The sequence below is a fragment of the Paraburkholderia sp. NPDC080076 genome (genome assembly GCF_050281145.1).
GTDB lineage: Bacteria > Pseudomonadota > Gammaproteobacteria > Burkholderiales > Burkholderiaceae > Paraburkholderia.
In genome coordinates this window covers 528,287-540,084 of sequence record NZ_JBNNWQ010000002.1, presented here as the reverse complement: position 1 = coordinate 540,084, position 11,798 = coordinate 528,287, and the positions used below count along the sequence as shown (strand labels likewise).

15 protein-coding genes are annotated in these 11,798 nt (G+C 63.0%); 11 read left to right on the top strand and 4 right to left on the bottom strand.

Features of this window, described 5'->3' with window-relative positions; genetic code table 11:
• Positions 1–97 precede the first annotated feature (97 nt).
• The 5 genes from ACQKRQ_RS09800 (at position 98) to ACQKRQ_RS09780 (ending at position 3,845) form a co-directional block, all read left to right on the top strand.
• Positions 98–421, top strand: coding sequence for a (2Fe-2S) ferredoxin domain-containing protein (locus ACQKRQ_RS09800; protein WP_132376234.1), 324 nt, complete (start codon positions 98–100; stop codon positions 419–421).
• Between the two features lie 9 nt (positions 422–430).
• Positions 431–1,075 carry an alpha/beta hydrolase gene (locus tag ACQKRQ_RS09795; RefSeq protein WP_427476636.1) on the top strand — a complete coding sequence of 215 codons (645 nt, stop codon included), beginning with the start codon at positions 431–433 and terminating at the stop codon, positions 1,073–1,075.
• Positions 1,076–1,395: 320 nt separating this feature from the next.
• Positions 1,396–2,625, top strand: coding sequence for a D-alanyl-D-alanine carboxypeptidase family protein (locus ACQKRQ_RS09790; protein ID WP_132376232.1), 1,230 nt, complete (start codon positions 1,396–1,398; stop codon positions 2,623–2,625).
• A 13-nt stretch (positions 2,626–2,638) separates the two neighbouring features.
• On the top strand, positions 2,639–3,604 hold the full coding sequence (locus tag ACQKRQ_RS09785) for a D-amino acid aminotransferase (RefSeq protein WP_427476633.1): 966 nt from the start codon (positions 2,639–2,641) through the stop codon (positions 3,602–3,604).
• Positions 3,576–3,845 (top strand): DUF493 family protein, encoded by a 270-nt coding sequence (locus tag ACQKRQ_RS09780; RefSeq protein WP_132376230.1) that lies wholly within the window; start codon positions 3,576–3,578, stop codon positions 3,843–3,845. The genes ACQKRQ_RS09785 and ACQKRQ_RS09780 overlap by 29 nt, the downstream gene beginning before the upstream one ends.
• 24 nt (positions 3,846–3,869) lie before the next feature.
• On the opposite strand, the gene ACQKRQ_RS09775 is transcribed toward ACQKRQ_RS09780, so the two are convergent.
• On the bottom strand, positions 3,870–4,838 hold the full coding sequence (locus ACQKRQ_RS09775) for a transcriptional regulator GcvA (protein WP_132376229.1): 969 nt from the start codon (positions 4,836–4,838) through the stop codon (positions 3,870–3,872).
• A gap of 98 nt (positions 4,839–4,936) precedes the next feature.
• Between ACQKRQ_RS09775 and ACQKRQ_RS09770 the strand changes: the two genes are divergently transcribed.
• From ACQKRQ_RS09770 to lipA, 3 genes are all read left to right on the top strand, one after another.
• Complete coding sequence (locus tag ACQKRQ_RS09770; RefSeq protein WP_132376228.1) at positions 4,937–5,263, top strand: DUF2917 domain-containing protein; 327 nt, start codon at positions 4,937–4,939, stop codon at positions 5,261–5,263.
• Positions 5,264–5,415: 152 nt separating this feature from the next.
• Positions 5,416–6,141, top strand: a complete 726-nt coding sequence (gene lipB / locus ACQKRQ_RS09765) for a lipoyl(octanoyl) transferase LipB (protein ID WP_427476630.1) — start codon at positions 5,416–5,418, stop codon at positions 6,139–6,141.
• A 13-nt stretch (positions 6,142–6,154) separates the two neighbouring features.
• Positions 6,155–7,162, top strand: a complete 1,008-nt coding sequence (gene lipA, locus ACQKRQ_RS09760) for a lipoyl synthase (protein ID WP_408181169.1) — start codon at positions 6,155–6,157, stop codon at positions 7,160–7,162.
• 117 nt (positions 7,163–7,279) lie between these two features.
• On the opposite strand, the gene ACQKRQ_RS09755 is transcribed toward lipA, so the two are convergent.
• Together ACQKRQ_RS09755 and ACQKRQ_RS09750 are read right to left on the bottom strand one after the other, a co-directional pair.
• Positions 7,280–7,414: a hypothetical protein gene (locus ACQKRQ_RS09755; RefSeq protein WP_279388592.1), complete on the bottom strand. Its 135-nt coding sequence runs from the start codon at positions 7,412–7,414 to the stop codon at positions 7,280–7,282.
• Between the two features lie 56 nt (positions 7,415–7,470).
• A complete protein-coding gene (locus ACQKRQ_RS09750) occupies positions 7,471–7,917 on the bottom strand; it encodes a hypothetical protein (RefSeq protein ID WP_427476628.1) in 447 nt (148 codons plus the stop codon).
• A 273-nt stretch (positions 7,918–8,190) separates the two neighbouring features.
• Here ACQKRQ_RS09750 and tauA point away from each other — a divergent pair, with 273 nt between their 5' ends.
• From tauA to ACQKRQ_RS09735, 3 genes are read left to right on the top strand one after another with little or no spacing between them, the layout of a single operon-like run.
• Positions 8,191–9,213, top strand: a complete 1,023-nt coding sequence (gene tauA, locus ACQKRQ_RS09745) for a taurine ABC transporter substrate-binding protein (protein WP_427476626.1) — start codon at positions 8,191–8,193, stop codon at positions 9,211–9,213.
• A gap of 41 nt (positions 9,214–9,254) precedes the next feature.
• Positions 9,255–10,052, top strand: coding sequence for a taurine ABC transporter ATP-binding protein (locus ACQKRQ_RS09740; RefSeq protein ID WP_408431822.1), 798 nt, complete (start codon positions 9,255–9,257; stop codon positions 10,050–10,052).
• A gap of 26 nt (positions 10,053–10,078) precedes the next feature.
• Positions 10,079–10,918, top strand: coding sequence for an ABC transporter permease subunit (locus ACQKRQ_RS09735; protein WP_427477164.1), 840 nt, complete (start codon positions 10,079–10,081; stop codon positions 10,916–10,918).
• A gap of 27 nt (positions 10,919–10,945) precedes the next feature.
• Here ACQKRQ_RS09735 and ACQKRQ_RS09730 read toward each other — a convergent pair whose 3' ends face one another.
• Positions 10,946–11,629, bottom strand: a complete 684-nt coding sequence (locus ACQKRQ_RS09730) for an HAD family hydrolase (RefSeq protein ID WP_132376221.1) — start codon at positions 11,627–11,629, stop codon at positions 10,946–10,948.
• Positions 11,630–11,798: the final 169 nt, after the last annotated feature.

The window sequence follows — 11,798 nt, the reverse complement described above, 5'->3', positions numbered from 1 at the left end:
GACCGCCAGCCCCGCTCGCTATAATCGTTCGCACAACAGGCGCGCCGCCGTGCATCCAGCGCCGTTCCCCACATTGACAGCCTCGCCCCCGGACATCATGGACTCCTTCTACAAGTACCACGTCTTCTTCTGTCTCAATCAGCGCGAGCCCGGCGCCGAGCGCCCGAGCTGCGCGAACTGCAACGCGCAGGAGATGCAGGAGTACGCAAAAAAACGCGTGAAGAAACTCGGTCTCGCAGGTCCGGGCCAGGTGCGCATCAACAAGGCCGGTTGCCTCGACCGCTGTGAACTCGGCCCGACGGTCGTCGTGTATCCGGAAGGCATCTGGTACACGTACGTCGACGAGAGCGACATCGACGAAATCGTCGACTCGCACCTCGCGAACGGCAAGATTGTCGAGCGTCTGAAAATCGATCAATAAAGCGTCACCATGAACGTACATACCAGGAAGTATCTGATCGACGGCCCGGTCGGCAAGATCGAGGTCGCGCTGGATCTGCCCGACGAGACGCGCGAGAACGGCGCCGCGCCGCGCGGCATCGCGCTGGTCGCGCATCCGCATCCGCTGTTCGGCGGCACCATGGACAACAAGGTCGCGCAGACGCTCGCGCGCACGCTCGTGCAGTTGAACTACGTGACGTATCGCTCGAATTTTCGCGGTGTCGGCGAAACGCAAGGCGAGCATGACGCGGGCATCGGCGAGCGCGACGACCTGCGCGCCGTGCTCGATCACATGCGCGCCGAACCGGGCCAAGGCGATCTGCCCCTCGTGCTGGCGGGTTTTTCGTTCGGCACGTTTGTGCTGTCGCACGTGGCCGCGCAGTTGCGCGAAGAGGGTCGGGAGATCGAGCGAATGGTGCTGGTCGGCACGGCGGCGAGCCGCTGGGACGTCGCGCCCGTGCCGGAAAACACGCTCGTGATTCACGGTGAAACCGACGAGACGGTTCCCATTCAATCCGTTTACGACTGGGCGCGGCCGCAGGAATTGCCGGTCGTCGTGATTCCGGGGGCGGAGCATTTTCTGCATCGCAAGCTGCACGTGCTGAAGCGGATCATCGTCGACGCGTGGCGGTAAGCGGCCGGCGATGTGTGTTTTCCGGGGTACAGGTACGCACAAACGCAAATTAATCGCCGAGCTTGGAGCAAAGTAACCGGGATAGCGCGCGTATAATGGCGACTCTTTTTTGGGCGCAGCGCCGCCCATCCGGCAGTTCGCGCGACGCGTAGCGTCTTTTCGCGCGCAGCGGTGCCGGATGCAAGGCGTGCTGCGCGAACCGATCGCGTGGCCGGAAGTCCAATGGGCGCCGCGCCGTTTTTACGGCCAGACGCTCGCCGACCGGCTCTTCCAAACTTTGCGCCCTGCGCGCGATGTATTTTTCTGCACCAATCGACCCTATGCGTTTCTCCACCTCCGGCCGCACGTCATTCCCTTCAGTTGCTTCCTTCGTTCCTTCCGCGCTTAGCCGTGCCGTGACCCTCGGTGTCGTGCTGCCGGCCACGCTCGTCGCCAGCACCGCATTTGCGCAAGTGCCGCCGCCGGCCGTGAACGCGCGCTCATGGGTGCTCGTCGACGCGACCAGCAACCAGGTGCTCGCCTCCGGCAACCCCGACGAGCGCGTGGAACCGGCGTCGCTGACCAAGCTGATGACGGCGTACCTCGTCTTCGAAGCACTGCAGACGAAGAAGATCAACATGGACCAGACGGTCATGCCGAGCGAAGCGGTGCGCCGCGTGCGCACCGACGAATCGCGCATGTTCATCGAAGCGAACAAGCCGGTGACCGTGCACGATCTGGTGTACGGGATGATCGTCCAGTCGGGTAACGACGCGGCGATCGCGCTGGCCGAACTGGTCGGCGGCAGCGAGTCGCAGTTCGTCAACATGATGAACACGGAAGCGCAGCGCCTCGGCATGAAGAACACGCATTTCGCCGATGTGAACGGCATGCCCGATCCGCAGCACTACACCACGGCGGGCGACCTCGCGGTGCTGTCGGCGCGTCTGATTCGCGACTTCCCTGACTACTACAACATCTTCTCGGTCAGGGATTTCACGTACAACAAGATCAAGCAGCCGAACCGCAACCGCCTGCTGTGGATCGACCCGACGGTCGACGGTCTGAAGACCGGTCACACGCAAGCCGCCGGTTACTGCCTGATCGCGAGCGCGAAGCGTTCGCTGCCGGGCGCGACCGACGCGTCGCGCCGCCTCGTCTCGGTCATGATGGGCGAGACCAAGGAACACGACCGCGTGCAGGACAGCCTGAAGATGCTGAACTACGGCTACAGCGCGTACGACACGGTGCGTCTGTACAAGGCGAATCAGGTGGTGGGCACGCCGCGCGTCTACAAGGGTGCGCAGGACACCGTGCAGATCGGCGTGAAGAGCGATCAGTACATCACCGTGCCGAAGGGCATGGGCGACAAGGTGAAGCCGCAGATCGAGCAGGTCGATCCGCTGATCGCACCGATCGCGAACGGTCAGCAGGTCGGTACGGCGAAGCTGGTTGCCGACGGCAAGGTGTTGGCGCAGTTCCCGATCGTGGCGTTGCAGGCTGTGCCGCAAGCCGGCGTGGTCGGCCGCGTGTGGGATTCCCTGATGCTCATGTTCAACAAGAAGAAGTAAGAGCCCGATTGCGATGACCGCTGTCTCCGATGTGTCGCCTGATCCGATTGTCTATCTGAACGGCGAGTTGGTGCCGTTGTCCGAAGCGCGCGTGCCGGTTCTCGACCGCGGCTTTATTTTCGGCGACGGCATTTACGAAGTCGCGCCGTTGTATGCGCAAACCGGGGCCGCGCGCGGCCGTACGCCGTTTCGCTTCCAGCAGCACCTGGCGCGGCTCGCGCGTTCCGTCGACAAGATCGGCATCGTCAATCCGTTCGACGACGCCGGCTGGCGCGCGCTGATCGAGCGCGTGGTCGCGGCGAACGAGGCGGACGGCGGTCTGCGTGCCGATCAGGACGCAATTGCCTATATTCAGGTCACGCGTGGTGTCGCCAAACGCGGCCACGCGTTTCCAGCCGGCATCCGGCCGACCGTGTTCGTGATGGTCACGCCTCTGAACCTGCCGAACGCGGCGCAGCGTGCAGAAGGCGTGCGTTGCGTGAGCGCGGAAGATCGTCGCTGGCTCAATTGCGACATCAAGTCCGTGTCGCTGCTCGGCAATGTGCTGATGGCGCAATATGCCGCCGAGAACGACGCGTTCGAGACGATCCAGTTTCGCGACGGCATGCTGACCGAGGGATCGTCGTCGAATGTGTGGATGGTGAAGGACGGCGTGTTGTCCGCGCCGCCGCGCAGCCACAAGATCCTCGAAGGGATCCGCTACGGTCTGATCGAGGAACTGACGGGCGAGTGCGGCATCCGTTTCGAAGCGCGTGAGATTAGCGAAGCCGAACTGCGCGCGGCTGACGAGATCATCGTCAGTTCCGCAACCAAGGAAGTACTGCCGGTCACGCAGCTCGACGACCAAGCGGTCGGCGAGGGCAAGCCGGGTGCGGTCTTTGCGGCGCTATACGCTGCTTATCAGCGAGCCAAGACCCAGGAAGCGCGCGAGGCGCAGCAAGGAGTAGAGAATGAGTCCCGTGAACGAGTCACTGTTTGAGTTTCCTTGCGATTTCCCGATCAAGATCATGGGCAAATCGCATCCCGAGTTCGCCGAGACGATCGTCACGGTTGTGCGGCAGTTCGACAATGAAGTCGATGCCTCGCGCATCGAAACGCGGCCGTCCAGCGGCGGCAACTATACGGGCCTGACGGTCACGGTGCGCGCCACGAGCCGTGAGCAGCTCGACGATATCTATCGCGCGCTCACCGGCCATCCGATGGTCAAAGTGGTGCTTTAAGCCCCGCTCGTCGCTTCGTTCGTATTACGGCGTGACGCGCAATGCGTCCGCGGACAGATCGGTGCTTGCGGCGGGTCTCAACTCGCAAGCCCGGTCGAAAAGCTGCTTGAAGCGTCCCACCTCCTCGAACACCCAGTCGCGAAACGCTTTCACGCGGGCGGTCTCAAGCATCTGCGGCGGGCAGATGAGGTAGTACTGCCACGGGCTCGGCCCATCCACATCGAATAGCCGCACGAGGCGGCCCGCCGCGATCTCGTGCATGGCCAGCGAGCGGCGCGTGAGCGCGACGCCCTGGCCGTCGATCGCCGCCTGCAACAGGTTCGACGAATCCTGATACAGCACGCCGCGCTTCGGCTCGGGCCAGTCGGTGAGGCCGGCGGCGTCGAACCAGGGGCGCCAGAGTTCGTCGTCGGAGCGCAGCAGCGGGACTTTCGCTAGATCGGCCGGCGTTTTCGGCAGCTTGCCGCCGTTGAAGTTCGGCGCGCAGGCGGGAAAGAAAATCTCCTCCAGCAGTAACTCCGAATGCAAACCCGAATATTTGCCGAAGCCGAAACGGATTGCCACGTCGACGTCGTCGCGCGCAAAGTCCGTGAGCGCGTTGGTGGACAGCAGTTCGAGATCCCACTGCGGATGCGCCTCGATAAAGCTGCCCACGCGCGGCGTCACCCAGCGCGCCGCAAACGACGACAGCATGGACACCACCAGCCGCCGCTCGCGGTCGCCGGCGCGGATTTCGCGAGTGGCATCGGCGAGCGCCATCAGCGCCGAGCGCACGTGCGTGGCGTAGCGCCGGCCGGTCTCGGTGAGCCGCACGCGCTTGCCGTCACGAGCGAACAGCGAGACGCCCAGTTCAGCCTCGAGCGCGCGAATCTGGTGGCTGACGGCGCCGTGGGTGACGAACAGTTCGTCGGCGGCGCGCGAAAAGCTTTCGTGGCGGGCGGCGGCCTCGAATGCCTTGATCGCGTTCAGTGGCGGTAATTGCCGAAGGTCCATGGCAATATTTCTCACATAGAGGTGAAAATAGATCGTTTTGCGTAAACCCTTGTTACGCCTAGGATTGTAGTCATGAAACGATTTTTGGCGAGGGCATCATGCGAGAAATTTCCTCTAGCATCGCGTTTGAAATCCGCAGTGGCGAAACAGTTCCCCTGAAGGTGGCGCGCAGCACCAAGCTGGTCGTTCGTGGCGGGGCGGTGTGGGTCACGCGCAGCGACGATACGGAAGACTACTGGCTGCAGCCCGGCCATACGCTGAGACTGCGGCGCGGCGAACGGTTGTGGTTGAGCGCGGAGGGCAACGGACAGGCGAGAGTGGCGTTTTCCGTGCCGACGCGCTGCGACGAGCGTGCGCTGAACTGGTTTGCGCGCATCGGCGAACGGTTGGCGGCGCGTATGCGAGGCGGCTGGCGCACGGTTTGATCGAAGGACGCGGCGCGCCGGTTCGGCGGAATGGCGCGCCGCGCAATTGATTCTGGCGGCGGCCCGGCGCGGCCGCGCCGCCCCGATTTAACACATTCCTAATGTAGCCGCCTCCGGCGGGAATTCCCAGATTTCGGTAAACTGCCGGGATCATGTGCGCCACCCCGGTTTCCCCGACTCCCTTGCCCCTCGCGGTGCCGCTCACGCTGCGCTGGCGTGGCCGCGAACGCTACGAAGCCAGTTTCGAAGCCATGCGATCGTTCACCGACGGGCGCACGGCCGACACTCTCGACGAAATCTGGCTGGTCGAACACCCACCCGTCTTCACGCTAGGCCAGGCGGGCGATCCCGCCCATCTGCTCGCCGCCGATAGCGGCATTCCTCTGGTCAAAGTCGACCGGGGAGGGCAGATCACGTATCACGGGCCCGGCCAGGTGGTGGCCTACCTGCTGCTCGATTTGCGCCGCCGCAAGTTGATGGTGCGCGAGTTGGTCACGCGGATCGAGCAAGCCGTGATCGACACCCTTGCGGCGTATAATCTCGCCGGAGAACGAAAGGCGGGCGCTCCCGGTATCTACGTGGCGCCCGGGCCGGACGCCGGGCTGCACGCCGGCGCCAAGATTGCGGCGCTGGGTTTGAAGATCCGCAACGGCTGCAGCTATCACGGTGTGAGCCTGAACGTGAACATGGATTTGCGGCCGTTTCTGGCCATCAATCCATGTGGCTACGCAGGGCTCGAAACAGTCGATATGGCCACGCTCGGCGTGACCGCCGGCTGGGACGACGTGGCCCGTACCTTTGCAGAACGCCTCACCGCAAACCTCGACGGCAGTCCCGCGGCCGTCGCCCAACCACAGGCCGGTGCCCTCACCGCCTGACTGGACCGAACGAATGACTGACGTTACCGCGAACCTCGCAGCTTCCCCCACTCCTGACGCCGTGCCGGCCTCCGCCGCCGCCTACGACGCCACCGCGAAGCAGAAGGCGCAAGCCAAGACCGCCCGTATTCCGATCAAGATCATCCCGATCGAAAAGCTGAAGAAACCCGACTGGATCCGCGTCAAAGCGGCGACCGGCAATTCTCGCTTCTACGAAATCAAGCAGATTCTGCGCGAGCACAATCTTCATACGGTGTGTGAAGAGGCGAGCTGCCCGAACATTGGCGAATGCTTCGGCAAGGGCACGGCGACCTTCATGATCATGGGCGACAAGTGCACGCGCCGCTGCCCGTTCTGCGACGTCGGCCACGGCCGCCCGGATCCGCTCGATGTGGACGAGCCGGGTAACCTCGCGCGCACTATCGCCGCGCTGAAGCTGAAGTACGTGGTGATCACCAGCGTCGACCGCGACGATTTGCGCGATGGCGGTGCGGCCCACTTCGTGGAATGTATCCGTCAGACGCGCGAGCTTTCGCCCGAGACGCGCATCGAAATTCTGACGCCGGACTTCCGCGGCCGTCTGGATCGCGCGCTCGGTATTCTGAACGCCGCTCCGCCCGATGTGATGAATCACAACCTCGAAACGGTGCCGCGTCTGTACAAGGAAGCGCGCCCGGGTTCGGACTACGCGCATTCGCTGAAGCTGCTGAAGGACTTCAAGGCGCTGCACCCTGACGTCGCCACCAAGTCCGGTCTGATGGTCGGCCTCGGCGAAACCGAAGAAGAGATTCTGCAAGTGATGCGCGACCTGCGCGAACACGACGTGGACATGCTGACGATCGGCCAGTACCTGCAACCGTCGGAACACCATCTGCCGGTGCGCTCGTACGTGCATCCGGACACGTTCAAGATGTACGAGGAAGAAGCGTACAAGATGGGTTTCACACACGCAGCCGTGGGCGCGATGGTCCGTTCGAGCTACCACGCCGATTTGCAGGCGCATGGAGCTGGCGTGGTCTGAATGTCTTAGCTAGAGCTGTCAGTTTGAGAAAAGCCTGCACGTGTTGCAGGCTTTTTCTTTTGGACGGTCAGACTTTGAATGCCGGCACTGCGCATCTCTGCGCTTCTCTGCGAAGCTTTACCGGTAATGCCGTGCGAGCAGCATGCAGATCGAGGCAATCGTGCTACCGATGATCGAAAAAGGAGCGGCAAGTTCGATCAGGCGATTGCGCAGTTCGCGATTTTCCATGACGTAGTCGATCAGATTGGGCATTTAAGTTCTCCCTGTTAGACGTGCTTGAAAGTATAGCTCTGACGATTGCCATTTAGTTAGTTTAACGAATAATGAGATAGGGCAAATGAGGCAACCACCGCTGTAGTCATGATCGCCGATGTCCACATCAACCTTCGTTCGCGTGCCTCGTCGCCGCGATGATAATCAAGATGCGGTGCCGAGTCAGCCGCGCCGAACGTGACGAGGATGGACGCCACGACGAGAAACAGAACATGCCAGAGCAATCCGGCCAGCATGAAGGATAGCGTGCTATTTGTCGAAGCCTCGCCCAGCGCGCTGCCGATCTCGTAGCACGCGCTGGCGCACATCGAAATGACGACCCAGAGAAGTTGTCCGTTCTGCACGGAACGTATCGCAATCCCTTTCGACGACTCCCGATAGAAGCGCGAGAAGCTCAACAGAGGCAGCAGCGCAAAGGGCGCGCACACTGGCACGCCGACGTTGAAAAGCAACCAGCAAATGCGCCCAATAAAATCGATCATAGGAATGCGAAGCTTTGGCGACGCAAAGATGATCCCGCTCCGGTCAATTGCAGGTCAATCTGCCGAACGGCCAGCTTGCGCATAAGCGCCACGATCCGCATCATTCGCTGGAACCGTCCGCCCCCCGCAACAGCAGTCGCCGCTAACCAACCGAACGTGAAAAGCAATGCTCGAACAGCGTGATTAGCAATCGCGGATTAATTAGAACCGGCCGCGAACAAACTGCCTATAGTCGAAAGCCTCCCGAACAACACCTGCTCAAGGGGCTTTCCGATGAACCGCTTCCGCCGTCCGCTTGCCGCGTTCGCTACGCTGCTTGCACTGTCCGCGTCGTTTGTTTCCACGGCGCACGCCGACACCAAAGAAGTCGTGATCGCGTATCAGGACATGGTGGTGCCGTGGCGCTACGCGCAGGCCACCGGCGAAGTGGAGAAAGCCACCGGCTACAAGGTCACCTATCGCAAACTCGGCAGCGGCGCCGACGTGATCCGCGCGCTTGCGTCCGGCTCGGTGCAACTTGGTGAAGCCGGTTCGAGTCCGATCGCCGCGGGTTTGTCGCAAGGCGTGGATATTTCGCTGTTCTGGATTCTCGACAATATCAACGACGCCGAAGCGCTGGTCGCACGCGACGGCTCCAATGTAACGAGCGTCGCCGGTCTCAAAGGCAAGAAGATCGGCGTGCCGTTCGTGTCGACGTCGCACTTTCACACGCTGGTCGCGTTGCAGAGCGCCGGCGTGAATACGTCCGATGTCAAGATCGTCAACTTGCGTCCGCCTGAAGTCGCGGCGGCGTGGGAGCGCGGCGACATCGACGCGACGTATATCTGGGACCCGGTGCTCGCCAAGGTCAAGAAGAACGGCAAGGTGCTCATCACCTCGGGGCAGGTTGCGCAGCAGACCGGCAAGGCGACCTTCGACGGTTTCATCGTCGATCGCAAGTTCGCCAGTCAGAACGCCGAGTTCGTCGCGCGCTTCGTGAAGGTGCTGGCCGCGACGGACGCGAATTACCGCGATCACACGTCGGCATGGACGGCAGCGTCGCCGCAGGTCGAGGCGGTCGCCAAAGAGTCCGGCGCGAACGCGCAGGAAGTGCCGGCGAGCCTCGCGTTGTACGCGTTCCCGACGCCGGCCCAACAGGCTTCGAATGCATGGCTTGGCGGCGGCGCGCAATCGGGGGCGGCGAAGTCGCTGGCCGCCACCGCGGCGTTTCTTAAGACCCAAGGCACGATCCAGAACGTGCTGGCCGACTACTCGACCGGCGTCGATCCGCAGTTCGTGCAACGCGCGGCGCATTGATCGTCGCGCGCTGTCTCCTATCGACATCATGAGGTGCGGCGATGAGCGGTCTTGAAATCCGGCGACTGCACGTCGCCTACGAAGGCGCGCGCGGCGCGGCGCCACATGTCGCGCTGGCCGATGTCGATCTGCGTATCGAACCCGGCGAGTTCGTGGTCGCGCTGGGCGCGTCGGGCTGCGGCAAGACGACCTTGCTCAATTGCATTGCCGGCTTCATCCCGCCGACGGAAGGCGAGGTGCGGCTGAACGGCGAGCCCGTGCTCGGGCCGGGCGCGGACCGTGGCGTCGTGTTCCAGAAGTACGCGTTGATGCCGTGGCTCGACGTGCTCGACAACGTTGCGCTCGGTTTGCGCTTTCAGCGCGTGCCGAAGGCGGAGCGCGAGCGCATTGCGTTCGAGATGCTGAAGCTCGTCGGGCTTGAGAAGCATGCGCGCTCGCGGGTCTATGAGTTGTCGGGCGGCATGCAGCAGCGTGTGGGTATCGCCCGTGCACTCGCAAGCGATCCGCACGTGCTGCTGATGGACGAACCGATGGGCGCGCTCGACGCCATGACGCGCGAGTCGATGCAGGAACTCGTACTCGATGTCTGGGGCCGCACGCGCAAAACGGTGTTCTTCATCACGCACAGCGTCGAGGAGGCGCTTTTTCTCGCGACCCGTCTCGTCGTCATGACGCCGGGCCCGGGCCGCATCGCCGATAGCTACGACTTGCCGTTCGCGCGGCGTTTTCTACAGACACGCGACGCACGTGCGGTGAAGTCGTCGGCGGATTTCATCGAATGGCGCGAGCGGCTGGTGCATCGGCTGCATGAGCGCAATCAGGAAGAGGTGCTGTCGTGACGGCTTCGCGGGAATCTTTGGGCAAGGTGCCGCTCGCCCAGGCCGGCAAGCGGCCGCAGCGGGCCGTGCGGCCCGTGCGCGGCTGGCGTTTGCCGGGCGAAGGTCCGAGCGCGGCGCTTAGCGCGGTCTCGGTCACGACGCTCGCGGCGTTGTGGTGGCTTGCCACACATCTGCACTGGTTGCCGCCGCTCTTTCTGCCGACACCGGAAGCGGTGTGGAGCGCATTTCTCGACGCGTGGCACGGCCGCATTCAAGGCGGCTTGCCGCTCTCCGAGCATCTCGCGTGGAGCGCCTTGCGTGTGTTCGGCGCGTTTGCTCTGGCTGCGGTCACGGCCGTGCCGGTCGGCATTCTGATGGGAGTGAGCCGGGTCGCGCGCGGCCTTCTCGATCCGCCGCTCGAGTTCTATCGACCGCTGCCGCCGCTCGCGTATCTGCCGCTTGTGGTGATCTGGTTCGGCATCGACGAAACGGCGAAGATCGTCGTGATCTATCTGGCCTGCTTCGCACCTATTGCCATGGCCGCGCGCGCCGGCGTGCGCAGCGCGACCATCGAGCAGATTCATGCGGCGTATTCGCTGGGTGGCCGCTTCTCGCAGATCGTGCGGCACGTGGTTTTGCCTGCGGCGTTGCCGGAGATTCTGACCGGCCTGCGCATCGCGATCGGCTTCGGCTGGACTACGCTGGTCGCCGCCGAAATGGTTGCGGCCACTGCGGGGCTGGGTCAGATGGTGTTGAACGCATCGAGCTTTCTACGCACCGACGTGGTGGTGATGGGCATCGTGTTGATCGGGCTGATCGCGTGGCTCTTCGATCTCGGTATGCGTGCGCTGGAACGGCGGCTCGTGCCCTGGAAAGGGCGCGCGTAGCGCGGCGGCTCAGGCTCAGGTCAAGACTCAGGCAAACAGTTCAATCACCGGCCAGCCGCGTTCCGTGGCGATGGCCCGCAGCCGCGCGTCAGGATTGGTCGCAACCGGATTCGTAACGCGCTCCAGCAACGGGACGTCGTTGATCGAATCGCTATAGAACCAGCTCTGCGGGAAATCCTGCAGACGATGCCCGAGCGAGGCCAGCCAACTCTCGGTGCGCGTGATCTTGCCTTCGCGAAAGGTCGGTGTGCCGACAGCCATTCCCGTAAAGCGCGCCAACGGATCGCCGCCTTCGGTGCCAAGCTCGATTCCAAGCAGATGCTCGAAGCCGAGCGCCTTGCCGATCGGCTCCGTGATGAACACATTAGTGGCGGTAACGATGCAGCACAGGTCGCCCGCATCCAGATGACGTTGTACGAGCGCACGCGCTGCCGGCAGGATCGCGGGCGCAATCACCTGCTGCATGAACTGCGTATGCCACGTGTCGAGCTGCTCGCGCGAGTGGCGGGCAAGCGGCGCGAGCGTGTAGTTCAGGTAAGCAGCCATGTCGAGCGTGCCGGCCACATATTGCCGGTAGTAATCGTCGATTTCCTGCGCGTGCCGCGCGGCGCCTTCTATACCCAATCCCGCAATGAAGTGGGCCCACGCCTGATCGCTATCCAGCGGCAGCAACGTGTGATCCAGGTCGAACAGCGCAAGGTTGCGGCTCATCCAGAGTCCTCGTGATTAAGTGGGCGAGCGGTCGAGTGGTCGAACTCCCCGTACGACTGACCAAGAGCCGGCATACAGCCATCCACAGCTTGACACGAGCCTATATTTAAAAGCACAAAATTACAATAAGGCAAAAATGTGCAACACTACTGTCATACGCCCCGGGTGC